At 62.5% G+C, this 25,950-nt stretch carries 21 protein-coding genes; 4 read left to right on the plus strand and 17 right to left on the minus strand.

Annotation, left to right across the window (positions count from 1 at the left end; genetic code table 11):
- Positions 1-141: 141 nt before the first annotated feature.
- The 4 genes from G4D79_RS25575 to G4D79_RS25590 form a co-directional block, all read right to left on the minus strand.
- Positions 142-1,674, minus strand: coding sequence for a DHA2 family efflux MFS transporter permease subunit (locus tag G4D79_RS25575; protein ID WP_003942006.1), 1,533 nt, complete (start codon positions 1,672-1,674; stop codon positions 142-144).
- Complete coding sequence (locus G4D79_RS25580; RefSeq protein WP_003941890.1) at positions 1,671-2,141, minus strand: MarR family winged helix-turn-helix transcriptional regulator; 471 nt, start codon at positions 2,139-2,141, stop codon at positions 1,671-1,673. Before G4D79_RS25580 ends, G4D79_RS25575 begins: the two co-directional genes overlap by 4 nt.
- A gap of 89 nt (positions 2,142-2,230) precedes the next feature.
- Positions 2,231-3,196, minus strand: coding sequence for an NADPH:quinone oxidoreductase family protein (locus G4D79_RS25585; protein WP_003941986.1), 966 nt, complete (start codon positions 3,194-3,196; stop codon positions 2,231-2,233).
- Positions 3,197-3,275: 79 nt separating this feature from the next.
- On the minus strand, positions 3,276-3,932 hold the full coding sequence (locus G4D79_RS25590; RefSeq protein WP_003941871.1) for a TetR/AcrR family transcriptional regulator: 657 nt from the start codon (positions 3,930-3,932) through the stop codon (positions 3,276-3,278).
- 65 nt (positions 3,933-3,997) lie between these two features.
- Between G4D79_RS25590 and G4D79_RS25595 the strand changes: the two genes are divergently transcribed.
- On the plus strand, positions 3,998-4,987 hold the full coding sequence (locus G4D79_RS25595; RefSeq protein ID WP_007728421.1) for an NAD(P)-dependent alcohol dehydrogenase: 990 nt from the start codon (positions 3,998-4,000) through the stop codon (positions 4,985-4,987).
- A gap of 44 nt (positions 4,988-5,031) precedes the next feature.
- Entirely contained in the window at positions 5,032-5,790 is a 759-nt protein-coding gene (locus G4D79_RS25600) for an acyl-[acyl-carrier-protein] thioesterase (RefSeq protein WP_214514529.1), read from the plus strand.
- Here the strand turns inward: G4D79_RS25600 and G4D79_RS25605 are convergent.
- On the minus strand, positions 5,787-5,987 hold the full coding sequence (locus G4D79_RS25605; protein ID WP_003941897.1) for a hypothetical protein: 201 nt from the start codon (positions 5,985-5,987) through the stop codon (positions 5,787-5,789). The two genes, G4D79_RS25600 and G4D79_RS25605, sit on opposite strands and share 4 nt — an antisense overlap.
- A gap of 73 nt (positions 5,988-6,060) precedes the next feature.
- Between G4D79_RS25605 and G4D79_RS25610 the strand changes: the two genes are divergently transcribed.
- Positions 6,061-6,558, plus strand: coding sequence for a histidine phosphatase family protein (locus G4D79_RS25610; protein ID WP_007728426.1), 498 nt, complete (start codon positions 6,061-6,063; stop codon positions 6,556-6,558).
- A 13-nt stretch (positions 6,559-6,571) separates the two neighbouring features.
- Here G4D79_RS25610 and G4D79_RS25615 read toward each other — a convergent pair whose 3' ends face one another.
- Complete coding sequence (locus G4D79_RS25615; protein WP_214514530.1) at positions 6,572-7,579, minus strand: LLM class flavin-dependent oxidoreductase; 1,008 nt, start codon at positions 7,577-7,579, stop codon at positions 6,572-6,574.
- Positions 7,580-7,667: 88 nt separating this feature from the next.
- On the opposite strand from G4D79_RS25615, the gene G4D79_RS25620 reads away from it, so the two are divergent.
- Positions 7,668-8,054, plus strand: a complete 387-nt coding sequence (locus G4D79_RS25620; RefSeq protein WP_003942070.1) for a glyoxalase superfamily protein — start codon at positions 7,668-7,670, stop codon at positions 8,052-8,054.
- Positions 8,055-8,125: 71 nt separating this feature from the next.
- Here the strand turns inward: G4D79_RS25620 and G4D79_RS25625 are convergent, their stop codons facing one another.
- The 11 genes from G4D79_RS25625 to G4D79_RS25675 all read right to left on the minus strand — a co-directional run bounded on the left by G4D79_RS25625 (position 8,126) and on the right by G4D79_RS25675 (position 25,947).
- Positions 8,126-12,082, minus strand: coding sequence for a DNA-directed RNA polymerase subunit beta' (locus G4D79_RS25625; protein ID WP_003941914.1), 3,957 nt, complete (start codon positions 12,080-12,082; stop codon positions 8,126-8,128).
- Positions 12,083-12,199: 117 nt separating this feature from the next.
- Positions 12,200-15,706: a DNA-directed RNA polymerase subunit beta gene (gene rpoB, locus G4D79_RS25630; protein ID WP_214514531.1), complete on the minus strand. Its 3,507-nt coding sequence runs from the start codon at positions 15,704-15,706 to the stop codon at positions 12,200-12,202.
- Positions 15,707-16,167: 461 nt separating this feature from the next.
- On the minus strand, positions 16,168-17,016 hold the full coding sequence (locus G4D79_RS25635; RefSeq protein WP_003941846.1) for a hypothetical protein: 849 nt from the start codon (positions 17,014-17,016) through the stop codon (positions 16,168-16,170).
- 45 nt (positions 17,017-17,061) lie between these two features.
- Positions 17,062-17,790 carry a hypothetical protein gene (locus G4D79_RS25640; RefSeq protein ID WP_007728440.1) on the minus strand — a complete coding sequence of 243 codons (729 nt, stop codon included), beginning with the start codon at positions 17,788-17,790 and terminating at the stop codon, positions 17,062-17,064.
- A gap of 99 nt (positions 17,791-17,889) precedes the next feature.
- Positions 17,890-19,137: an MCE family protein gene (locus G4D79_RS25645; protein ID WP_003942085.1), complete on the minus strand. Its 1,248-nt coding sequence runs from the start codon at positions 19,135-19,137 to the stop codon at positions 17,890-17,892.
- On the minus strand, positions 19,134-20,411 hold the full coding sequence (locus tag G4D79_RS25650) for an MCE family protein (protein WP_003941859.1): 1,278 nt from the start codon (positions 20,409-20,411) through the stop codon (positions 19,134-19,136). Before G4D79_RS25650 ends, G4D79_RS25645 begins: the two co-directional genes overlap by 4 nt.
- The gene (locus tag G4D79_RS25655) at positions 20,408-21,661 is read right to left on the minus strand and encodes an MCE family protein (RefSeq protein WP_003941941.1); all 1,254 of its coding nucleotides are present in this window, start codon (positions 21,659-21,661) and stop codon (positions 20,408-20,410) included. The genes G4D79_RS25650 and G4D79_RS25655 overlap by 4 nt, the downstream gene beginning before the upstream one ends.
- The gene (locus G4D79_RS25660; protein ID WP_003942053.1) at positions 21,661-22,656 is read right to left on the minus strand and encodes an MCE family protein; all 996 of its coding nucleotides are present in this window, start codon (positions 22,654-22,656) and stop codon (positions 21,661-21,663) included. Before G4D79_RS25660 ends, G4D79_RS25655 begins: the two co-directional genes overlap by 1 nt.
- Entirely contained in the window at positions 22,653-23,732 is a 1,080-nt protein-coding gene (locus G4D79_RS25665; protein ID WP_003941932.1) for an MCE family protein, read from the minus strand. The genes G4D79_RS25660 and G4D79_RS25665 overlap by 4 nt, the downstream gene beginning before the upstream one ends.
- Positions 23,729-25,090, minus strand: coding sequence for an MCE family protein (locus G4D79_RS25670; RefSeq protein WP_003942007.1), 1,362 nt, complete (start codon positions 25,088-25,090; stop codon positions 23,729-23,731). Before G4D79_RS25670 ends, G4D79_RS25665 begins: the two co-directional genes overlap by 4 nt.
- Positions 25,087-25,947, minus strand: a complete 861-nt coding sequence (locus tag G4D79_RS25675) for an ABC transporter permease (RefSeq protein WP_003941894.1) — start codon at positions 25,945-25,947, stop codon at positions 25,087-25,089. The genes G4D79_RS25670 and G4D79_RS25675 overlap by 4 nt, the downstream gene beginning before the upstream one ends.
- Between the last annotated feature and the right edge of the window lie 3 nt (positions 25,948-25,950).

The raw sequence follows: 25,950 nt of genomic DNA on the forward strand, positions 1-25,950 counted from the left end.
TCCTCCGCGAACTAGATCCATGCGTTTGCATGTAACTGATCAAACATTCAACCATCCAGCTGTATTCCACGGCAAAAAGGTGAGGGCGGCACACAAGATGTGTGCCGCCCTCACCTGGACGAACGATCTACCGAAAAGCGGTCAGTGCATAACGATCGGCGTTGCCGTCTCGCCCTCGGCCACCGGCCTGGTGGTCTTGCTCCGCGGCAGGAAGAACGCCGGGATGAGGGTCAGGACGATCAGCACAGTGGCAACGAGGAAGGTGTTACCGAAGGCATCCGACGCCGCACTGAGAATCGAATTCGCAGCAGACTCCTGCGGACTTCCCGGTTCGGTCGGAATGTGCGAGGCCGCACCGACCATCGTCGTATCGAGGCCACGATCGAGAAGCTGGTTGGTCAAGACCACCGACATCACGGCGGTACCGATCGAACCTGCGGTCTGCTGAACGATGTTCATCAGGGTGGAGCCGCGAGCAATCTGCTCGTTGGAGAGCGTCACGATAGCTGCGGTCATCAGCGGCATCATGGTGCAACCCATACCGAGGCCCATGACGAACAAGGCACCCATCAGCAGCCACGTCGGGGAATCCGAGGCAACCTGTGTGAACACACCCAAGCCGATCAGAATCAACGGCAAACCGGTCAGGACGATCTTGCCCGGGCCGATCTTGTCGACCAGTCGACCAGCGATCGGCATGGTGACCATAGCGCCGAGACCCTGCGGAGCCATCAACAATCCGGCAGCGAGCGTGGTGTGACCGCCGACCTGGATGAAGTAGCTCGGGAACAGCAACCCGGCGCCCATGAAGGCGACGATGAACAGCGACGTCGTGATGACGGCGGTGGTCAACTGACGGTTCTTGAACAGGTGCAGGTCGATCAGCGGGTGATCCTTGTTGAGCGCGTGGAACACGAAGGCGATGATCAGCGCCAGACCGATACCGGCCGACACCAGAACCCGAGCCGACGCAACCGTTCCCACCTCAGGGATGGACGACACACCGAACAAGAACAGCGCGAGGCCGGGTGACAGCAGGATCATGCCGAGGAAGTCGAAGGACTCCGAAGGCTTCGCCTTGTCGGACGGCAGAATGATGAATGCTGCTGCCAACGCGATGATGCCGATCGGCAGGTTGATCAGGAAGATCCAGTGCCAGCTCGCGGCCTCGATCAGCCAACCACCGAGGATCGGGCCACCGATGGGGCCGAGCAGCATCGGGATTCCGAGAACTGCCATGACGCGACCGACGCGGTCCGGACCGGCGGCCCGGGTCATGATGGTCATACCGAGCGGCATCAACATGCCGCCGCCGAGGCCCTGGAGCACACGGAAGCCGATGAGCGAGGTGATGTCCCACGCCATCGCACAGGCGACCGAACCGAGCACGAACAGCACCAGGGCCGTCATGTAGAGGCGCTTGGTGCCGAAACGATCGGCAGCCCAACCGGTAACCGGAATGACCGTCGCCAAAGCGAGGGTGTAGGCCGTCATCGTCCACGCGACGGTGGCGTACGAAGTTTCGAAGTCCTCGGCAAAGGTGGTGAGCGCGACGCTCACCACGGTTACGTCGAGAATCGACATGATGGCGCCGAGCACCACCACGGAAGCGATCTTGAGGACCGCCCCGTCAAGTTTGTCGGACGCCGGTGCCGGCGCGTTCGGCGATGTCATCGCGAAGTCTCCTGGTTAAGTGCTCGCAGATAGTCACCCGCGAGAATGGGCTTGAGAGCCTCGAACAAACGAATCCGCTCTGGCTCAGGAACACGCGACGCGAATTCGCGAAGCTGGCCGCGCTTGCACTCGATGTGGTTGGTCGTCACCTTACGACCGGCCTCCGACAAGGAAACCCGCTTGACGCGTCGGTCCCGCTCGTCTTCACGGCGATCGACCAGACCCATGTTCACGAGCTGATCGATGTTCCGCCCCGTAGCTGCCACCGAGAGCCGAAGCTCGTCGGCAACCTCGTTGATCGGGATCGCCGCATCACGTTGTGCAAGTACGAACAGCACACGCACCTGAGAGAACGAGAGATCCAGTTCGATCAACGCATCGATCGACTCCGAATCACCGGCGCTCATCAGGCGAGTGAACAACTCGTCGAGTGCTCCATACAGGTCATCAGAATCGGAAGCGATCACCTGGCAAATGGTAGTGCGGTTGCAACTATTGCCCAAATGAAAACATGTTGCAACTTATTATTTGGTGACCACCATCACGTTGCGAAGAATCATTCCTGCAGCAAGATGGCCTTTCCGAGAACTTTGCCGCTTTCGAGATCAGCCAGGGCAACTGCTGCGTCGGCAAGCGGATACCGTGCCTTGACCAGCGGACGCAAGCCGTTCCGGACGTGTTCTACCAGCGATGCATGCACCTCGGCTACCGCTTCGGGATTGGTACGCGTGAACTCACCCCATGCCGCGCCGACAATGCTGATATTGCGAAACAGCACCCGGTTCACCTTTACCTCGGGAATACCGCCGCCGGCGAATCCGATCACCACGAGTCGTCCTTCGGGTGCCAGAACCCGGACCGCGTCGTCGAACGCATCGCCGCCCACCGGATCCACCACGATCTGAGCGCCGACGCCGTCGGTCAGTTCCCGAATCCGCTCTCCCCATCCCGGAGCCAGCGCGACCACCTCGTCGGCACCGAGCTCACGCAAGAAGTCATCGACGCCCTCGCGTCGTACCACGGCGATCACCCGGGCACCGTGCGCCTTGGCCAGCTGGATGGTTGCCGTTCCGACTCCGCCTGCAGCGCCGAGCACGACGACAGTCTCCCCCGCGACGATCTTCGCGCGACGAGCGAGCGCGAACTCCATCGTCTGATAGTTGATGATCAGCGAGGCCGCCTCGTCGAAGGCGAGTCCGTCCGGAATTCGGAGTACCTGCGCCGGGTTGACGGCAATCCGCTCTGCATACCCACCCAGATACGCGGCCGCGAGAACACGATCGCCCGGAGCGAAACCCGACCCTTCCGGCGCGGAGACCACGACGCCCGAGATCTCCGCGCCGGGAATGAACGGCGGTTCCGGGCGGATCTGATACTTGCCGTAGGTGATGAGCAGGTCCGGAAAGCAGACGCCACTTGCCTTCACATCGATGAGAACAAGACCTTCGGCTGCGGGCTCGGGAACCTCCTGCGCGACAATTCCTTCGGGACCGGACAGTTCCGTAACCACCATGGCGCGCACAGAAAGCTCCTCTTCGGGACATCTGAAGTCTGGACCGGTAACCCGGTTTTCTCGACTTTAACCCGGTACTCACGTCAGATCATCGTTCGCTCCCGATGTGCAGACGTTCGAGTCCGTCGAGAATCAGATCGAGACCGAAAGCGAATTCGGCGGCGTAGCTGTATCCCGGAGCAAGGACGTGCTCGGTGGTCAACTCGGCCAGGTGCGGATACTGACCGCTCTCGAACGAGCCCATGATCGCCTTCGCCAGTTCCGTCGTTTCCTGCGCTGTTTCGAACGGCAAGCTCACTTCTTGCAGCACGAAGCCGTAGATGTACGCATCCATGATCGAAAAGGCATGCGCAGCAAGGGCGACGGGAAAGTCGGCGGCGCGTAGCGTTCCGATGACGGCATCGTGGTGGCGCAGGGTCGCGGGACCAGGCGTCGTTCGGGACTCCATCAACGGAGTTGCCCACGGGTGCCTCCCCAACACTTCCCTTGTCGATACCGCTCGCACGTGAAGTTCCGTGCGCCACGGGCGTCCCGGCGTCGGCAGATCGATCTCCGCGAAGACCGCATCGACCATTCCGTCGAGCAGATCCCCTTTGTCCGAAACATGGTTGTACAGAGACATCGCTTCGACGCCCAGTTCGGTGCCCAGCTTCCGCATGGTCATCGAATCGATTCCGACGGAATCGGCAAGCGCGACAGCAGCGTGTACGACGTCGTCTCGGGTCAATCTTGCGCGCTTCTCCACGTTGACAGAACTTACACCGTAAGTGCAATACTTACGCTGTAAGTATTCGACGAACGGAGACTCGCATGCCGAAGGAACTGATGACCGCCGTCGTACAGGATCGCTACGGCGAGGCCGACGTTCTCTACGTCGACCACATTCCGCGCCCCACTGTCGCCGACAACGAAGTGCTGATACGCGTCGAGGCCGCGTCCGTCGACCGCGGGGCATGGCATCTCATGGCCGGACTGCCATATCCGTTGCGCCTCGCGGGTTTCGGGCTGCGCAGACCTAGGAACCGGGTACGCGGACTGGACGTATCCGGCCGAGTCGAGGCCGTCGGCAGTTCGGTGACCCGCGTGGCAGTCGGCCAGGAGGTATACGGGATCGCGGTCGGTTCGTTCGCGGAGTACGCACGCGCACTCGAGACGAAGATTGCCGCAAAACCTGCCCGGTTGTCGTTCGCACAAGCAGCAGCGGTGCCGGTCTCCGCCCTCACAGCGTTGCAAGCCGTGCGCGACCACGGCCGCGTGCAGGCGGGCCAATCCGTCCTCGTACTCGGCGCATCCGGTGGCGTCGGGATCTACGCGGTGCAGGTGGCAAAAGCCATGGGCGCTCACGTCACCGGCGTGTGCAGCACCTCGAAAACCGATACCGTCCGCTCCATCGGTGCCGACGAGGTTCTCGACTACCGCGTCGACGACGCCACCGACGGATCGCATCGGTACGACGTCATCATCGACACCGGCGGCAACCGCCGACTGCGAGATCTTCGACGGGCGCTCACACGCACCGGAACGCTGGTGATCGTCGGCGGCGAGAACGGCGGACGGTGGCTCGGCGGAACCGATCGCCAAATACGCGCACAGTGCTTGTCTCCGTTCATATCTCAGAAAATGGGCACCTTCATCGCTTCGGAGAACGCCGACGATCTGGAGGTCCTGACGCAGATGATCGACGCAGGTGACATCACCCCGGTGATCGACTCCGTTCATCCCCTTGCCGACACCGCCGTCGCCGTGGCACGAATGGTCGACGGCTCCGGCTGCGGAAAGCAGATAATCGCCACTCGCTGAAAAGCCTGACAGAATCGGCTCACTCCAGCGAACAGGAATCTCACGTGAACCCAGATCTCACGCTCGCGCAACAGCCGGACCGAGGACCGATCTTCGTCAAGTCCCGCCCGGTCCGCACCGGCGACATCGACGTCGCCAAGCAGGTCAGGCTCGACGCCGTCGCCCGCTACCTGCAGGACATCGGCAACGACAACATCGAGGCCGCGGGAGCCATCGACACCCATCCGCTCTGGATAGTGCGTCGTACGGTCGTCGACGTCGTACGCCCGGCGATCTGGCCGGAAGAGTTGACGATGACTCGCTGGTGCTCCGGCTTCTCCACGAGATGGGCGAACATGCGTGTGCGCTTCGACGGCAGCAACGGCGCGCTGATGGAAACCGAAGGCTTCTGGATCAACATCAGCGCCGAGTCGGGCATGCCCACGCGGATGAGTGACGACTTCATGCGGCCACTGGAGGAATCCACCGACGAGCATCGCCTGAAGTGGAAGCGGGTACTCGCCGAGAACGCACCGGAGGCGGACGGCGCGGGTGTTCTGGACACGCCGTTCGCTCTGCGCGCCACGGATATCGACCCGTTCGACCACGTCAACAACGCCGTCTACTGGCAGGCAGTCGAAGAGGTCCTCAGCGCTCGCACGGAACTACGGACAGTTCCGCATCGAGCACTGATCGAGTACCTCTCCCCCATCGTCTTCAGCGACGACGTCGTCCTGCGCAGCCGCGTCGACGACAAGACCGTCACGGTCTGGTTCCTGGTCGGCGAAGCGCTCCGCGCAGTTGCGCAGGTGAGCGCCCTCTAACGCAGTTTCTGGGTCGCGACAGCCGCGACACCGAACACCAACGCAAGAAGAATCGCGGCCCAGAAACCGAAGAGCCACCACACCACGCCGAACACGACCACTGCCGGGGCAACGGTGATGAAAGCGATGGTGGGGCTTTCGCGTACCACCTCGAGTGCAGTTCGGGCATTAGTTCGATCGAGCTTCTTACCGGCCATCGAAAACCTCCGTCAAGGTCCTGACCATCCAGAGTAACCGGACTGACGGGCACAAAGCGGATACCGTGAACGCATGGCCGACCACCGCACCCTCGTCCTCATGCGACACGGCAAGTCCAGCTACCCCGAGGGCATCCGTGATCACGAGCGTCCGCTCGCCGAACGGGGCCTGCGCGAGGCCCGCATCGGCGGCGAATGGATCCGCGAAAACGTCCCGCCCGTCGACGCCGTTCTGTGCTCCACCTCCCGGCGGACCGTCGAAACCCTTGCCTCGACGGGAATCGAAGCTCCCGCCGGGTTCGAGAAGTCCATCTACGGCGGCTCACCCGCAGACGTCATTGCAGCTGCGCGAACCACGTCCGACCACGTCAAGACGCTCCTGATCGTCGGACACGAACCCGGAATTCCCTGGACTGCACTCGATCTCGCATCGAACGAAAACTCCGAAGCGGCCCAACGTATCCGCGACAAGTTCCCGACTTCGGCGATCGCCGTCCTCTCCGTACCGGTGCCGTGGACCGAACTCGACGACTCCGTCGCCACTCTGCTCGAGTTTCACGTGCCTCGTTAGATCAACCACACCGCTAAAGCACCTCACGCAGTAGGCGGTCCGAAAGTGTAAGCGCGTCACGGTCGTACGTCGATGTCGACGCCAACACTTCGTCGGCACCGGTCCGTTCGGCGAGAGAGTGAAGTTGCTGTTTCACCTCGACGGGTGTGCCGTGCAGCGCCGAAGCCGTGAACGACTCGATGCGCCTGGCGTTTCGATCACTGCGCGGGGCGCGCCTGATCTCGTCCGGCGACACGAGCGGCGGAAACTCCCCTGTCCGTGACGATTCTGCGAGCGCGTACGCCTCCGGGATCAGCAACTCACGGGCCGCCTCGGTGGTATCGGCAACCGCCACCTCGAGGGAAACCACCACATAGGGTTCGGGGTGTGTGTCGGTGGGCTGGAAAGCTCGGCGGTACTCGTCCAACGCATCCACCCGATCGGTGCTACCGATTCCCAGTATCGGCCCACCCACGACCACCGGAAGCCCCAGCTGCGCTGCCACTTTCAGACCTGTGCGCGTCGCCAGCACGAAGATCGGCACCCCAGTCTGCGACGCCGGCCGTGCCGTCACTGCGGCGGATCCGTCCAGGTAACGCCTCACCTCGTCCAGGTCCGACACAAACGTGTCCGGAGCGTCCTTGCTGCGTCGTAGTGCCTGACGTACGGGCTCCGTGAATCCCAGCGATCGGCCGAGGCCGAGATCGATTCGCCCCGGGTAGAGAGCCTCCAGCATCAAGAACTGCTCGGCGACGATCAGCGGTTGGTGATTCGGCAGCATGACTCCACCGCTGCCGAGTCTGATTTCGCGCGTATGCGCGCCGATCGCGGCAAGCAGTACTGCCGGCGACCCGCTCCCGATCCCGGGCACCGCGTGATGCTCGGCGACCCAGAACCGGTGGTAGCCGAGAGCGTCGGCGTGCGCGGCACGTTCGACGGAATGCGTCATAGCTGCGGAGTCGGGGTATCCGCTCCTGGTTCGGGATCGGTCGAGCAGTGAGAGAAGCACCCTCGGAGCAACACGGAATTCGGAAAGTTTCATCCGGACGCCGAACGAGGACCGTTTCTGACCGCAATACCCGCAACACTGGACCTGTCGCCGGAATTCACCATCACATGAAGGGCACGTCATGGACATCAAGCTCGAACTGGTCGCCATTCCCGTCACCGACATCGACCGCGCCAAGGACTTCTACGTCCGCCTCGGATTCAATGCCGACCACGATCACACGGTCAGCGAAGACCTGCGATTCGTCCAGCTGACCCCTCCCGGTTCGGCCTGCTCGATCTGCATCGGCAAGGGAATCACCGACGCCGAGCCCGGCTCGGTCGTCGGCATGCAGGTAGTGGTCAAAGACATCGAAGAGGCCGAGCGCGAGTTCAAGAGCCGCGGCATCGACATCAGCCCGATCGACGACCAGGCCTGGGGGCGGTTCATCTACTTCGCCGACCCCGACGGGAACAAGTGGGCTGTCCAGGAGATCGTCATCCCGGACCTCAGCGGCAGCAACTCCTGAAAACGTCCCACTCCTGACATGAAAAATCCCCCCACCTCTTTCGAAGTGGGGGGATTTCTACGAACTAACGCTTAGCGGTAGTCGTTGCTGAAGCCGTAGTCGTCCAGCGGAACTGCAGCACCGGTGTTCTGGCCGAAGCCGTCCGGGCTGTAGTACTGGTCGTCGTACGACGGCACTGCGTAAGCAGCGGCGCGTGCCTCTTCGGTGGGCTGAACCTGGATGTTGCGGTAACGGTTGATACCGGTACCCGCAGGGATCAGCTTGCCGATGATGACATTTTCCTTCAGACCGATCAGCTTGTCCGAGCGGCAGTTGATAGCCGCGTCGGTCAAGACACGAGTGGTCTCCTGGAACGATGCCGCGGACAGCCACGAATCCGTCGCGAGCGACGCCTTCGTGATACCCATGAGCACCGGACGGCCGGCTGCGGGCTCGCCACCCTCGGCGACAACGCGGCGGTTTGCCGACTCGAACTCGGCGCGCTCGGTGAGCGAACCGGGCAGGAACTCGGTGGCACCGGAATCGATGATCGTCACGCGACGAAGCATCTGGCGCACGATGACCTCGATGTGCTTGTCGTGGATCGACACACCCTGGCTCCGGTACACCTCCTGGACCTCGTTGACCAAGTGGATCTGAACCTGACGCGGACCCATGACTCGCAGGACCTCGTGGGGATCGGCAGCACCTTCCATGAGCTGCTGTCCGACCTCGACGTGGTCACCGTCAGCCAAGAGGCTTTCGCGACCGTCGGCGTGCTTGAAGACACGCAGACGCTGACGCTTGCTGAGCTTGTCGTAGACAACCTCTTCGCCGCCGTCGTCCGGAACGATGGTGATCTTGTAGAAACGATCGCCGTCTTCGAGCTGTACCCGACCGGTGACGTCCGCGATAGGAGCCTTGCCCTTGGGCACACGTGCCTCGAACAGCTCCTGGACACGCGGCAGACCGCCGGTGATGTCATCTCCTGCGACACCACCCTGGTGGAAGGTACGCATGGTCAGCTGAGTACCGGGCTCACCGATCGACTGTGCGGCGACGATACCGACAGCCTCACCGATGTCGACCAGCTTGCCGGTGGCCATCGAGCGGCCGTAGCAAGTGGCGCAAACGCCGGTGCCGGTGGTGCAGGTCAGGACCGAGCGGACCTTGACCGTCGTGATGCCGGCTTCGAGCAGAGCATCGATCGCGGGGTCACCGAGATCGTGGCCACGCTCGACGATGACGGTGCCGTTCGCGTCGACTGCATCGGCCGCCAAGGTACGGGCGTACGTGCTGGTCTCCACGTGAGCATCGCGGATCATCGTGCCGTCGGCCTGCTTCTCGGCGATCGTGGTGACGATGCCGCGCTCTGTTCCACAGTCGACCTCGCGGACGATGACGTCCTGCGAAACGTCCACCAGACGACGGGTCAGGTAACCCGAGTCGGCGGTGCGGAGTGCGGTATCGGCCAGACCCTTACGAGCACCGTGCGTGTTGATGAAGTACTCGAGAACGGTCAGGCCTTCCTTGAAGGAAGACTTGATCGGACGCGGGATGAACTCACCCTTCGGGTTTGTCACCAGGCCCTTCATACCGGCGAGCGAGCGAACCTGAGTCATGTTGCCGGCTGCGCCGGACTTCACGATCATCGGGATCGGGTTGCTGTCGGGGAAGTGAGCCTCCATGGCCTTGCCGACCTTGTCGGTCGCTTCCTGCCAAATGGTGACCAGAGCGCTGTTGCGCTCCTTCTTGTCCAGAGCACCACGCTGGTACTGCTTCTCGATCTTGTCGGCCTGAGCCTCGAAGTCCTCGATGATGGCAGGCTTCTCCGGCGGCACGAGCACGTCGGAGATCGAGACCGTGACACCCGAACGGGTGGCCCAGTAGAACCCGACGTCCTTGAGCTTGTCGACGGTCTGAGCAACCACGATCATCGGGTACCGCTCGGCGAGATCGTTGATGATCGTCGCCTGGCGCTTCTTCGGCATCTGCTCGTTGACGAACGGGTAGTCCGCCGGAAGCAGCTCGTTGAAGAGCACACGGCCGAGTGTCGTGGTGGCGGTCCAGCCGTCACCGTAGTTCCAGCCCTCGGGGAACAGTTCGTTCTCGAGGTCGCGCGGCGGACGCTGCTGCGTCAGACGCACCTTGATCTGAGCCTGAACCGAGAGCGCGCCGCGGTCGACTGCCATCTGAGCCTCGGCGGGCGAGGAGTACACGCCCTGCTCTGCCTCGTCGTTGGTCGGAGCAACGAGCTCACCGGTGACGCCCTCGTCTAGACGGGTCAGGTGGAACAGACCCGTGACCATGTCCAGACGCGGCATGGCGAGCGGGCGACCCGAAGCAGGCGAGAGGATGTTGTTCGAGGACAGCATCAGGATGCGTGCCTCGGCCTGTGCCTCTGCCGACAGCGGGAGGTGAACAGCCATCTGGTCACCGTCGAAGTCGGCGTTGAAGGCCTCACACACCAGCGGGTGGAGCTGAATGGCCTTGCCCTCGACGAGCTGCGGCTCGAATGCCTGGATACCCAGACGGTGCAGCGTAGGTGCACGGTTGAGCAGCACGGGGTGCTCGGCGATGACCTCTTCGAGGACGTCCCACACCTGGACGCGCTTGCGCTCGACCATGCGCTTTGCCGACTTGATGTTCTGCGCGTGGTTCAGATCGACCAGACGCTTCATCACGAACGGCTTGAACAGCTCGAGAGCCATCAGCTTGGGCAGACCACACTGGTGCAGCTTGAGCTGAGGACCGACGACGATGACGGAACGACCCGAGTAGTCGACGCGCTTACCGAGCAGGTTCTGACGGAAGCGACCCTGCTTGCCCTTGAGCAGATCGCTCAGGGACTTCAGCGGGCGGTTACCCGGTCCGGTGACCGGACGTCCACGACGACCGTTGTCGAACAGGGCGTCGACCGACTCCTGCAGCATCCGCTTCTCGTTGTTGACGATGATCTCGGGAGCACCGAGGTCGATCAGTCGCTTGAGGCGGTTGTTGCGGTTGATGACGCGGCGGTACAGGTCGTTGAGGTCGGACGTCGCGAAACGTCCACCGTCGAGCTGAACCATCGGGCGAAGCTCCGGCGGGATCACCGGAACAGCGTTGAGGACCATGCCCATCGGCGAGTTGCCGTTGGTCTGGAATGCCGCAACCACCTTGAGGCGCTTGAGTGCACGCAGCTTCTTCTGGCCCTTGCCGCTGCGGATGGTCTCGCGGAGAGACTCTGCCTCGGCGTCGAGGTCGAAGTTCTGCATCAGGATCTGGATGGACTCTGCGCCCATCGCACCCGTGAAGTACTCGCCGTAACGGTCGACCAGCTCGCGGTACAGGAGCTCGTCGATGATGAGCTGCTTGACGCTCAGCTTGGTGAAGGTGGTCCAGATCTCGTCGAGACGATCCAGCTCACGCTGCGCGCGGTCACGGAGCTGACGCATTTCGCGCTCGCCGCCGTCCTTGACCTTGCGGCGGACATCGGACTTCGCGCCCTCTGCCTCGAGCTCGGCGATGTCGGCTTCGAGCTTCTGCGCACGTGCCTCGAGATCGGCGTCGCGCTGATCTGCGACGGTCTTCTTCTCGACCTGCATCTCGGCTTCGAGGGTGGACAGCTCGTTGTGACGGAGCTCCTCGTCGACACCGACGATGACGTAGGCAGCGAAGTAGATGATCTTTTCGAGATCCTTCGGAGCCAGGTCGAGCAGGTAACCGAGACGGCTCGGAACACCCTTGAAGTACCAGATGTGCGTGACCGGTGCGGCCAGTTCGATGTGACCCATGCGCTCACGACGAACCTTGGCGCGAGTGACCTCGACGCCACAGCGCTCACAGATGATGCCCTTGAAGCGGACACGCTTGTACTTACCGCAGTAGCACTCCCAGTCCCGAGTGGGGCCGAAGATCTTCTCGCAGAAGAGGCCGTCCTTCTCGGGCTTGAGCGTGCGGTAGTTGATGGTCTCCGGCTTCTTGACCTCGCCGTAGGACCAATTGCGGATGTCCTCTGCACTGGCCAAGCCAATGCGGAGTTCATCGAAGAAGTTGACGTCGAGCACGTAACTTCCTTTCCCCGTTGGGGTTACGGTTGCCGGTCACCCGGCAACCTGACTGCCAATTCAAATGTGAACTACGCCCCCGGGCCGCTCTTTCAAGAGCAACCCGGGGACCGAAACCTAGTTCGCGAGGTCGTCGACCGTCGCAGCTTCGTTCCTGGACAGGTTGATGCCCAGGTTCGCTGCGGCCCGCTCCAAGTCCTCGTCGTCGCCGTCCGCCATCGTGATGGCCGCGCCGTCCGAGGACAGCACCTCCACGTTGAGGCAGAGCGACTGGAGCTCCTTGAGGAGCACCTTGAACGACTCGGGGATGCCGGGTTCGGGGATGTTCTCGCCCTTGACGATGGCTTCGTACACCTTGACTCGACCGACCACGTCGTCCGACTTGATGGTCAGCAGTTCCTGCAGCGTGTAAGCCGCGCCGTAGGCCTGCATCGCCCAGCACTCCATCTCACCGAAGCGCTGGCCACCGAACTGGGCCTTACCGCCGAGAGGCTGCTGCGTGATCATCGAGTACGGACCGGTCGAACGAGCGTGGATCTTGTCGTCGACCAAGTGGTGCAGCTTGATGATGTACATGTAACCGACCGAGACCGGGTACGGGAACGGCTCGCCGGAGCGGCCGTCGAACAAGGTGGCCTTTCCGTCGGGTCCGACCATCTGCTCGCCGTCACGGTTCGGCAGCGTCGCGCCGAGGAGACCGGTGAGCTCGTCTTCCTTCGCACCGTCGAACACCGGGGTGGCGATGTTCGAGTCGGCCGGAGCGGACAGCATCTCTTCCGGCAGGGTCGCAGCCCAGTCGGGACGAGAGCCGTCGGACGCGATCTGAACGTTCCAGCCGGTCTTGCCGATCCACCCGAGGTGGGTCTCCAACACCTGACCGATGTTCATACGACGCGGGACGCCGTGCGTGTTCAAGATGATGTCGACAGGCGTGCCGTCCGAGAGGAACGGCATGTCTTCCTGCGGCAGGATCTTGCCGATGACGCCCTTGTTACCGTGGCGGCCGGCGAGCTTGTCACCGTCCTGGATCTTGCGCTTCTGTGCCACGTAGACGCGGACCAGCTCGTTGACACCGGGAGGCAGATCGTCGTCTTCGTCACGCGAGAACACGCGGATTCCGATGACCTTGCCGGTCTCACCGTGAGGAACCTTGAGGGACGTGTCACGAACCTCGCGAGCCTTCTCACCGAAGATGGCGCGAAGGAGGCGCTCTTCGGGGGTCAGCTCGGTCTCGCCCTTCGGCGTGACCTTTCCGACCAGCACGTCGCCGTCACGAACCTCGGCACCGATACGGATGATGCCGCGCTCGTCGAGGTCGGCGAGGACCTCGTCGGAGACGTTCGGGATGTCGCGAGTGATTTCCTCGGCACCGAGCTTGGTGTCGCGGGCATCGATCTCGTGCTCCTCGATGTGAATCGAGGTCAGGACGTCCTCTTCCACGAGACGCTGCGACAGAATGATCGCGTCCTCGTAGTTGTGGCCTTCCCACGGCATGATCGCGACGAGCAAGTTCTTGCCCAGCGCCATCTCACCGTTCTCGGTGCAAGGACCGTCGGCCAGAACCTGGCCGGCCTCGACGCGCTGTCCCTCGTCCACGATCGGACGCTGGTTGGCGCACGTGCCCTGGTTGGAACGCGCGAACTTGCGCATCCGGTACGTCTTGCGGCTTCCGTCGTCAGCCATCACCGTGACGTAGTCCGCGGAGATCTCCTCCACGACACCGGTCTTCTCGGTGATGATGACGTCGCCGGCATCCACAGCTGCACGCAACTCCATGCCGGTACCGACGAGAGGTGCCTCGCTGCGAACCAGCGGGACAGCCTGACGCTGCATGTTCGCGCCCATCAGGGCACGGTTTGCATCGTCGTGCTCGAGGAACGGAATCATCGCGGTTGCGACGGACACCATCTGACGCGGCGAAACGTCCATGTAGTCGATGTCGGAGGACGCGACGAACTCGACCTCGCCACCCTTACGGCGGACGAGAATCTTCGAGTCGGTGAAGCGACCCTCGCGGTCGATGGCCGAGTTGGCCTGCGCGACTACGTGGCGGTCTTCTTCGTCAGCGGTCAGGTAGTCGACCTCGTCGGTCACCTGTCCGTCGACGACGCGACGGTACGGGGTCTCGATGAAACCGAACGGGTTGACGCGGGCGTAGACCGACAGCGAACCGATCAGGCCGATGTTCGGGCCTTCCGGGGTCTCGATCGGGCACATGCGGCCGTAGTGCGACGGGTGAACGTCGCGAACCTCGAGGCCGGCGCGCTCACGGGACAGACCACCCGGGCCGAGGGCGGACAGACGACGCTTGTGCGTCAGCCCCGACAGCGGGTTGTTCTGGTCCATGAACTGCGACAGCTGGGAGGTTCCGAAGAACTCCCTGATCGCAGCGACGACGGGACGGATGTTGATCAGCGTCTGAGGCGTGATTGCCTCGACGTCCTGTGTGGTCATGCGCTCACGAACCACACGCTCCATGCGGGACAGGCCCACGCGGATCTGGTTCTGGATGAGCTCGCCGACCGTACGCAGACGACGGTTGCCGAAGTGGTCGATGTCGTCGACCTCGACGGGAACCTCGACGCCGCCCGGAGCCGTCATCGAGGTGTCACCTGCGTGCAGACGCACGAGGTACTCGACGGTGGCGACGATGTCTTCTTCGGTGAGCGTGGATGCAACGATCGGCTGACCCGCGTTCAGGCCGAGCTTCTTGTTGATCTTGTAACGACCCACGCGAGCGAGGTCGTAGCGCTTGTCCTTGAAGAACAGGTTCTCCAGCAGGGTCTGCGCGCTCTCCTTGGTGGGGGGCTCGCCCGGACGCAGCTTGCGGTAGATGTCGAGCAACGCCTCATCGGTGCCGGCTGTGTTGTCCTTCTCCAGCGTGGCCATGAGGATCTCGGAGAAGCCGAAGCGCTCCGTGATCTGCTCGGTGGTCCAGCCGAGTGCCTTGAGCAGGACGGTGACAGGCTGACGACGCTTGCGGTCGATACGGACACCAACGGTGTCGCGCTTGTCGACGTCGAACTCGAGCCATGCGCCGCGACCCGGGATCACCTTGACGCTGTGCAGATCCTTCTCGGTGCTCTTGTCGACGCTCATGTCGAAGTACACACCGGGGGAACGCACGAGCTGCGAGACGACCACACGCTCGGTGCCGTTGATGATGAAGGTGCCCTTGTCGGTCATCATCGGGAAATCTCCCATGAAGACCGTCTGGCTCTTGATCTCACCAGTGTTGTTGTTGATGAACTCCGCGGTGACGAACAACGGCGCCGCGTAGGTCATGTCCTTGTCTTTGCACTCGTCCGTCGAGGCCTTGACCTCGTCGAATCGAGGGTCGGAGAAGGACAGCGACATAGTGCCGTTGAAATCCTCGATCGGAGAAAGCTCCGCGAGGATGTCCTCGAGACCACCGGACACTCCATTGTCGCCGAGTGCCGCTGCTCGTTCACGCCAACTCTGCGCGCCGATCAGCCACTCGAACGAATCTGTCTGTACGTCAAGAAGCCCGGGAACTTCGAGGGGTTCGCGAACTTTCGCGAACGAAACCCTCTTCGGGGCTCCGGGGATTCCGGAAACTGCCTTGGTCTGGCTAGAGACTGCCAAGATGCGTCCTTCCAGCACCTCACGCGGGCCGCTCCGTGCTGTTGCGACCGCCGCTGTATCTGCTTCGAATTTCGCTGGTTACAACCCGAACGAAACCCGTCGCAGAAAGCAAGAAGTACTTGACTTCGCAGCGGTTGAGACGAGGGGTGGACAGGAGGCAGCCAGCGCAACGTCCAAAAGTACACCCTTACTCTGGAAATGTCGAGTCGGGTGTAACTGAGGGTCGAATTCAGATACTGACGTGAGACTGCCGATCACTCGTCCGTGCATGTTCACCGATCAGAGTGGACCTTGCGGACCGCTCCGTCAAGGGCGAGAGCGCGTGTCGCAGCATTCGAACATTCGTGACGCGCATTCGAACACTGCCACCGGGAGTGTAGCCAGCAACGGCGTCACATACGAAAAATCTGGACCGACATCGTGCGTCGATCCAGATCTTCGCGCTGGTGCGCAGGTGCTACTGGTCGCGAATCTCCGAGCTACTGGTCGCGAATCTCCGAGATCAGCCAGTTTCCGTCCTGCTTCTCCAGACTCACGATGACCATTCCGGAGCGAGAGTCTGCCGCCACGCCGTTCTGCGTCGAGCTGACGTTCAGTTGGGCGAGCAACTGCGCCCGGTCCTTCTCGAGCCGTGTGATCCCGATCAGCGGGACATCAGCGGTCGTTGCCGTCTGGGTTTGTTCGACGCCGGCCTTCTGCGTGTCCTTGTACTGCGTCAGCTGATCGCGCATCGACTGGTTCAGGCCCTGGACACCCTTGTCGAAATCGGCGTCGAACGTGTCGGGAGAGAACGTGAAGACTGCAGCCAACGCCGACGGCGTCACACGAAGAACCTCAGCCGTGGCGCCTTCGTCCACCCAGGCGATGTCGTCCGTCTTCGCGCCGACTTTGAAGAAGGCGATGCCGGCGAGGATCGCGACGATGACCGCTGCGGCCCCCAGGATCGCGACCAGGCGCCAACCGGCCTTGGATTGTGTAGGTGTTGTCGCCGACTCCCCCGCGCCCGTCTCCGGGGTAGCAGGGGCCTTGGGCTCGTCTGCGACGGTTTTCGCCGGTTTGGTCAGATCGGGGCCTGGTGTGGATTCCGGAGCGTCGGTTTCCGTCTTCGGCGGCTCGATGTCTCCGGACTCGGCCTTCGTGAGCGTCGGCTTCGCAACCTCCGGCTTCACAGCCTCCTGTGTTTCTTCTTCCGGCTGTTCGATCGTGGGCTCGACCGGATCCGAATCGGACGTCCCCGCGGGGACGTTGAGCGAGCGAGCGCTTCCCGCGATCTTCGGCCGACGGTTCTGCGGGGAGGACGGTCCGCCGGTACGACGTTTGGGTGGCATTACGCGCTTCTCCTTCGAGGGATGTCGGTGTGCAGGTTCGACGAACTACTGGCCACCGGAATCACCACCCTCGGTTGTCGGTGCGGGAGCACCGGAGGCAGGTGCCTCGGTCCCCGAACCGGGTGCGGGCGTTGCGTCAGGAGCAGGCGTGGAGCCGTCGGTGGCCGGCAGGGTGCCGGAGCCGAGATCGAGCCGAGAGCCGATCGGATCAGCCGACTGAGCCTTCCAGACCCCGTCGACCTCGACCATGCCCAGCCGCATGCCGAGCTGATTCTTGACGAACTGGTTGCCCTGGGTCGTGGTGACTCGAACGACGACCAGTGCCGTGGCGGTCCGGTCATCGGTATTGAGCTCGGTCAGCGCGGACTGAACGACTTCGGTGTCAGCCTTCGAGCCCGAGTTACGCAACTCGTCGGTGATGGAATCCTGAACGGTCTGCAGATACGTCGTCATCTCGTCACCGGTCACCGAAGAACGCATGTTCTCGATCGACTGGTCGAGATTGGCCGAATCCGCGTTGTTGAGGTTGATCGCGACTTGCTGTGCACCGATAAGCGCGTCGTCACGCATCTCGGCGGTGGTGCGGTCGGTGGTGAGCGCCCGAACGTACGGGACGCCGAACACACCGAGCGCAACCACGGCCGCCAGAAGCAAGACACCGACCGCAATCAGAGACGCTGTCAGCCCCTTCGGTCTACCGGTTGTCGGCGCTCCCGATTCCACTTGCTCGGGCCCGCCGGACTGCGGGGAACTGTTTCTCTGAATCACACTCACTACCCTACTTACCTGTTTTGCCCAGCCTCTGGCCGCGAATCGTCAACTGCCACAACTCAGTAGCCTGAACTGCACAAACTCGACCACATTCGGATCGGTCTACTTCGGTGTCACTCCGAGCAACGGCGCCAACTGCGTCGCGATCGGGTTGAGGTTCAACTTGTCCGGATCGACCTTCGGCTTGAAGTCCCAAGGCTGGATCGTGTCGGGATCGGCGTACACCACGCGGTTGGCACTGCGGACGCCCGTCTCGCTGCCCAGCGGCGTCTCACACGACGCGGCGGTGTTGAGCGGGAAGTCCTGCTGGGTGTCGTCGAAATTGGGATTCTGACGCTTCATCTCGTCCAGGATCGCCATGGTGCCTTCGTAACCCACCGTGCACGAGAGCGGATTGTTGGTCTCCAGCACCAAGCCCTGATGGACCGTTCCGTCGCCGGGAGCAACCGTCGGTGCGGCAGCGGCCAGACCGGGAAGGAAGATCAGGAACGGCTGCAGCGCGATCGTTCGCGGCGCAAGCGTCTTGGTGGTCGCGGCAAGATTGGTCAGGTCAGTCGTCAGGCTCGGGCCCGCCTCGTTGATGAGGGCACCGATCTGATCGCTGGCCGGGATGCCGTTGTCGATCAAGCGACGGATGTCCGGATCGCTGGTCCGCAACTGCGCCGTGACAGCATCGAGATCGGTACTGAACTGCTTGATCGCGGAGGACTGATCCGACTGCGTCGTCAGTACCGTCTCACTGTTCCGAATCAGCGCGAGCGTCTGAGGCAGAGTGTCGAGCCCGGACTGCGACAGACCGGACAGCGAATCGGCCAGGACCTGAATGTCCTCGCCCTTCCCGTTGAACGCTGCACCGAGTTCGACGGCGACGGTGTGGAGCGCGTCGACGGGCACGGACTTGACCAAGCCGTTGGCACTGGTCAGCACATCCTCGATCGGGATCGGAGTTGTGGTGTCCCCCACCGCGATCACCGAGCCGTCCTCGAGAAACGGTCCCTGGTCGGTATCGGGCTGAAGGTCGACATACTGCTCACCGATGGCGGAGCGGTTGGCCACGACGGCACGGGCCGACGCGGGAATCTCCGGAGCACTGTTGTCGATCTTCAGGTCGACCTGAATTCCGTCCTCGGTCAACGACATGTCGCCCACTCGCCCGACCGGCACGCCGCGATACGTCACCTCGGCGTTGGTGAAAATTCCACCGGACGTGGCCAATTCAGTCTTGACCGTGTACTGACCGAACCCCATGAGATTGTCCAGGCGCACGTACTTGGCGCCGACGTAGATGAGACCCAGGAGCGCAACCACGACAAAGCCGACGAGCTGCCATCTGACCAGAGCTGATCTCACTGTCCATCACCGCCGATTCCGAACTGTTCCAGCATTCCCTGGATGGGGTTGAGTGGGTTCGCCGCGGGCGCCGGCGTTGCCGGGTCACCCGCTGTTGTGGCGGGAAGGCCGGCGACAACGGGAACCTGCGGCAGGATCGGAGCGATCGGCAGCAGTGACACTGTCGGCCACCCCGGTCGCGGCCCGTTGCCGTTGTAGTACGGGTTGGAGGGGTCGACCACCGGCTTGGGATTGCCGAACTTGGGCTGGCGGTATTCCGGTTCTCCCTGCCCGACACCGAGACCCGAGAGTGTATTGCCGATCTGCAGGTCGACACTCAGGAAGAGGTTGACGGAACCACCCTGTGCAATCTTCTCGACACCGTCCGGGAACGGGAACGTCGGAAGGAACGGAAGTGCCCCCACGAAGTCGTCACCGGAGTCTGCGAGCGCCTGCAGCGTCGGACGCAGAGCCTGAAGATCAGCGATCAGATCGTCCTTGGACTGTGTGAGGACGTCGGTTCCCACTGTTCCGAGTCGATCCACCTGAGCGAGCATCTGCGTCAGCTGCGGACGCTGCTCGTTGAGAACCTGTGTCGCAACGGGGAGTTCCTCGAGAATCTTCCCGATCTTCTCGTTCTGATCGTTGACGCGAGTCGAGAGCACATCCAGGCCGTCGAGCGCGCGTGTGATGTCGTCACGCTGCTCGTTGAGTCCACCGATGAGTGTGTTCGCCTGCTCCAGAAGACTTCTCGTCTTGCCTTCGCGACCGTCGAACGCGGCACCGAGTTCTTCGACGATGGGCTGCAACTGGCCCACACCGCCGCCGTTGAGCAGCAGCGACAATGCGCCGAGAACCTGCTCGATCTCCGTGGCGTGGCGAGTGCGATCCAGCGGAATGAGATCACCGTCGGCCAGCTTCGCAGAGTCCGGTCCGGACGGCGGGGCCGACAGCTGGATGAACTTCTCGCCGAGCAGGTTGGTCTGCTCGACCGCGGCAATTGCGTTGGCGGGCAGATCAACCGACGAGTCGAGGATGATGCCGACATCCGCGGTCCATCCGTCCGGTCCGACCGACACGTCGTCGACGCGACCGACGGGAACGCCGTCGACCTTCACAGCGGACTGCGGAACCAAGTCGAGCACGTCGTCGAACTGAATGGTCAAGTGCATCGGATCGGAACCCACATCGGGACCGCCGGGAAGCGGAACCGCGTAGATTCCCTCGGACGAGCAGGCTGTTGCCGAGATCAGGACGGCGCACAGTCCGGCGCCGACTATCAATGAACGCTTCACTCGCCCTCCCCGTTTCCACTGGTCAGTCGCGGTGACACGACGCCGGGCACAGTGCCCGGAACTACCTGCATCTGCCGTTCGGAACCGGCAAGGATGCCGAAGGGAAGGTTCAGGCCTGCAGCCTGATTGGCTGCGTCGGTCATCGCAGCGACGTTTGCGCACTGGTCGATGGCCGGTTGCATCTGCCTTCCCAATGCCTCGAACCGCGGATCACCGGGCAACAGCTTGCCGAGGTCCATCAACTTGCAGAGCACGCCGGCCGGGTTCTGAAGATCAGGGAACGCCAGACGTGAAGCCAGCACACCTGATTCGGCGTCGTACGAGTTGACCAAGTTGGAGATCGCCAGCGGAAGCATGGTGAGCGTGTTGGCCAGTGCTTCCTTGTTGTTCGCCAATGTCTGTGTCGGTTCGACGAGACCTTCGGTTGTCTGGACCAGTTGATCGCGGTTGTCGGCCACGAACTTCGCGACGTCGCCGAGCGCAATCGAGAGCTGGTTCAGAGCGGCACCGAGATCGTCGCGCTCACCTGCCAGGAATCCGGTCAGGTCCGACAACTGCGTGTTGAACTGGCGCACCTGCTGATCGTTGGCCGCGAGAGCGCCCACAAAAGTATCCAGGTTCTTGATGGTGAGCGAGATGTTGTCACGCGAATCGTTGAGCGTCCGTGCGGCATCCGAGAGGTTGGTGATGCTGTCTCCCAACGCTTCACCGTTGCCCTCGAGGTTGGCCGCACCTGTCTCGACGAAATCGGACAGTGCTCCGTTCTTGTTGGCACCTTCAGGACCGAGAGCCGACGCGAGTTCGTCGATGCTGGAGTACAACTGGTCGACCTCGACGGGCGTCGCCGTCTTCTCGATCGGAATGACTGCACCGCTGGCCATCTTGTCGCCGCCGGTGAAGACCGGTGTCAGCTGGATGTAGCGGTCGGCAACCACCGACGGCGTGATCTGAGCGGCACTGGCACCCGCGGGAATGTCGATCCCACGATCGACACGCAGCTCGACCTTGACCTGATCTCCCTGGGGTTCGACGGATTCGACGGTGCCGACCTTGACACCGAGAACACGAACGTCGGAGCCGTCGTAGATACCCACCGACTTGTCGAAGTAGGCGGTGATCTTGGTGGTTCCGGCGCGAGTGAACACCCACCACAGCGCACCACCGATTACGAGTAACCCGATCAGAACAGCGGCGATGATCGCGACCGAGCGCTTCTTGGAGCCGCTTCCGGCTTCGGCAGTATCAGCCATCAGTTGCCTCCCAACGTACGAACGGGGTCACGGTAGCCCGGAATGTCCGGCAGACCCGGCGGAAGGAGGTTCACGACGACCTGGTCGAACCAACGGCCGTTGCCGACCACGTTGGCGTACAAGCGAATGAAGGGTTCGTAGAGCTTCAGTGCCTTGTCCAAGTTCTCGTTGTTGGCCTTCAAGATGTCGATGACGCCGTTGAGCTGCGTCAGCGCCGGCCCGATTGCCGCCTCGTTGTCACGAACGAGACCGGTGAGCTGCTGAGAGACGCGCTGAGTTCCGGTGAGCAGCTGCGAAATCGCTTGCTGGCGATTGTTGAGTTCCTGCACCAAAAGTCCGCCGTCACGGATCAGCTGGGTGAATTCCTTGTTGCGGTCAGCAAGAATCTGCGACGTCTTCCCGGTGGCGGCGAAGAGCTTCTGCAAGTCCTGATCGCGGCTCGCGATCGTCTGCGACAGCCGACTGACGCCGTCGAGCGAAGCGCGGACATCGCCAGGTGTCTCGGAGAATGCCTGGGACAACGTCTCCATGCTCTTCGCCAACTGGTCGGTGTCGATGTCGCCGACGGTGTCCGCCGCGGCCGAGAAGGCCTGAACGACGTCGTACGGCGAGGTGGTGCGCTCGAGCGGAATCCGATCCTTGGGATCGAGGTTGTCGGTTCCGCGCGGATCTAGGGCGAGGTACTTCTGTCCCAGAATGGTCTTGATCTGAATGGACGCAGAGGTTTGATCTCCCACCCACGCGTCACTGACCTTGAAGTCGACGAGAACACGGTCACCGTCGAGATCGACGGAAGTGACCTTGCCGACCTTCACGCCGGCGATACGAACCTCGTTACCAGGCTTGAGACCCGCGGCTTCGGAGAACTCGGCGGAGTAGGACGAGCCTGCTCCCACGAACGGAAGCGAATCAAGGAAGAACGCGGACAAAGTGGCCAGCAGCACCACGAAGATACCGATGGCTCCGGCCATTGCCGGACTGCGACGTTTACTCATCGACCTTGCAACTCCCTCATACCGTCTTGAGTGCATCGCGTGGCCGCGTTGGTGTAAATCGGCTGATTGACCGTCGGCAGGCCGGTGGGCAGATTCAGCGAGGCAGACTGTCCTGGACCGGCAACGATGTCGATTCCGCACAGATAGAACTGGAACCAGGAACCGTAGCTCGCTACGCGTGCGAGCTTCTCGAGCTTGACCGGCAAGGTCTCGAGCACCGCGTTGACGTCGTCACTCCGACGATTGAGTGTGGTCGCCAGCGTGTTGAGTGCCGTGATCGAGCCCTGAATCGACGGCCGCGTCGGCTCGAGCAGGTCTGCCGTCGCGTCGGTCAGGCCGGCGAGTGAGGTGACGGCCGAACCGACCACCCCACGCTCGTTGGCCAACCCGGTGACGAGTTGCTGGGTGTTGACGATCAGTGAATCGAGGTTCTTGTCGTTCGCGTTGACGGTGTCGAGAACGTCGTTGAGGTTCTTGATCACCGCGCCGATGACCGCGTCCTTGTCCGCGACGGTGTTGGTCAGGCTCGCGGTGTTGCGCACGAGCTCACTGATGGTGCCCGATTCGCCTTGGAACACCTGGATGATCTGGTACGACAGCTTGTTGACGTCGTCCGCGCTCAGGGTGGTGAACAGCGGCTTGAAGCCGTTGAAGAGTGTCGTGAGGTTGACTGCCGGGCGCGTCTGAGACAGCGGCAGGGTATCGCCGCCGGTGATCTTCTTGCCTTGGCTGCCTTCACCTTGCGAGAGCGAGATGTACCGCTGCCCCACCAGGTTGCGGAACCGGATGGTGGCGATGGAACTGGCCGGCAACCAATCACGGTCGGATACCGAGAACTGGACCTCGGCCTGGTTGTCGTTGACGATGGCAATCTTCTCGACCTGGCCGACACGAACACCGGCAATGCGAACCTCGTCGCCCTCGTTCAACGAAGTGACGTCGGAGAAGACGGCGTTGAACTTGGTGCCGCCACCGCCGCCGAGGTTGGCGATACTGGCTGCCAGCAGTCCTGTCGCCAGGACCGTCACCACAACGAAGATGATGAGCTTTGTCAGCGGAGCTGCGAGTCCTCTCATTGGACGCTCACCTCCGCCCCTGCGAATGCCGGAGCGCTGACCATCGTGGTCCACGCCGGAACATCGTCCGGCGCAACACCGTTGGCCTGTCCGTAGATCACCTTCAACGTATCCTCTTCGAGTTTCGAGCCCGCGTAGCCGGCCTGCTGAGCCGGACCGCTGTTGTTGGTCGAGAACAACTGAGGTCCGGAGCCCTCGGGTGCAGGCAGGAATTCCATGGTGGCGGGACCTGGGTTGCGGGAAGGAACCTGGTAGGAACCGTCACCGTACGAACCGCCGGGGTACTGCGGGAACGGACGACCGGGCTCGGTGACGTTGTCGTAGCAAACCGGGCCGCGGTTGTCGACGAGCCGTGGCTCGTCCTGGTTGGGCAGGTAGCGACCCTTGGGGTTCACGATCTGAATACTCGCACGCACACCAGGATTGGGCGCGTCGGTGGACAGGATCTTGGCAGCTTCCGGAGCGGTGTCCGAGAAGCCCTTGAACGTGCACCCGAAGGTCGGAGAGTACTGGGCCAGAAGCTGGAGAGCTTCCTTCGAATCCGCAGCGAGCGTGATGATCGAGGACGAGTTCGCTTCGAGGAAGGCTGCGGTGTCCGACGATGTCACGGTGAGCGACGCCAGCAGTGTCCGCAACTGGTCCTGCTTCTGCACCACCGTGTTACCCGTGGTCCGCAGATTGTCGAGAGCGTTGATCAGATCGGGCGCAGCGTCCGAGTACGTCTGGGAGAAGTCCGCGAACTTGCGCAGATCCTCTTGCACCGCGGGCAGTTCGGTATTGACGCCGCGGAAGATCTCCTCGAGACGATCGACCGTCAGACCGAGCTCGGCGCCGCGTCCCGTCAGACCCTGCGCGAGAGAACCGAGAGTGTTCGCCAGATCCTGCGGCGGAATCGCCTGCAGAAGTGGGAGCAGTCCGTCCAGAACGTCGCCGACCTCGACAGCATTGCCGCTCTTGTCCTGGTGGATCACCGTTCCCGCGGAAATCGGGGTCGCGGTGGTTCCCTCCGGAATGATCAGGGAGACGTAGCGCTCACCGAAAAGCGTCTTCGGGAGCAGACGCGCCGTGACGTTGGACGGAATGAGATCAGCCTTGTCCGGCTCGATCGCGAGGACCGAGGTGACCTGGCCGTCTTTCGTCGACGCGGATCGCACCTCGCCGACCAGCAGCCCACGGACCTTGACGTCCGCGTTGGGTGGCAACGCATTTCCGACTGTGTCGGTCACGAGGTCGATCTTCACGACGTCCTTGAACGTCTTGTTGAAGGTTCCGATGGTGAAGGCCAGGAACAATGCCAACACCACGAAGAACACGAGTCCGAGCACACGGCGGCGCAGGACTGACGGAGCCTCGATCATCCGGCCACCCTCACTGTCGTCGTGGTGCCCCAGATTGCGAGGCTGAGGAAGAAGTCGAGAACGGCGATGGTCACGATTGCGGCGCGAACAGCGCGTCCGACGGCCACACCGACACCTGCGGGACCACCTGAGGCATGGAACCCGTAGTAGCAGTGGATCAGGATCAGCACGAAGGCGAATACCAGGACTTTCGCAAACGAATACAGCACGTCCTGCGGTGGCAGGAACAGGTTGAAGTAGTGGTCGTAGGAACCCGTCGACTGCCCGTTGAAGACCGTGCTGATCACTCTCGAGGCGAGGTACGCCGCGAGTAGACCCACGATGTACAGCGGGATGACGGCGACGAAGCCGGCGATCATGCGCGTCGTGACCAGGAACGGCACCGACGGAACTGCCATGACCTCGAGCGCGTCGATCTCTTCGGAGATACGCATGGCACCGAGTTGGGCGGTGAAGCCACAACCCACCGTGGCCGAGAGCGCAAGAGCCGCAACGATCGGAGCGATCTCACGGGTGTTGACGTATGCGGAGAGGAAGCCGGTCAGGACCGAGCTACCCAACTGCTCCAGAGCGGCGAAGCCCTGGAGGCCGACGACGACACCGGTGAATCCGGACATCATCGCGATGACGCCGATGGTTCCGCCGATCACTGCGAGCGCACCGCTACCGAAGGTCACTTCGGCGAGTAGTCGAAGCGTCTCCTTCCGGTACCGATGCAGGGTGCGCGGGGTCCACGCGATGGCGCGCGCGTAGAACGACATCTGCTCGCCCGCGCGGTCCAACGCGTTCACTGGAATTCTGGCTACTTTGCGACTCTTCAGCAGGAACTGATCGCCGCGGCCTCGTGCAATGGTCATTTA

This window comes from Rhodococcus sp. WY5, from assembly GCF_018588185.1.
Classification (GTDB): Bacteria; Actinomycetota; Actinomycetes; order Mycobacteriales; family Mycobacteriaceae; genus Rhodococcus_F; species Rhodococcus_F qingshengii.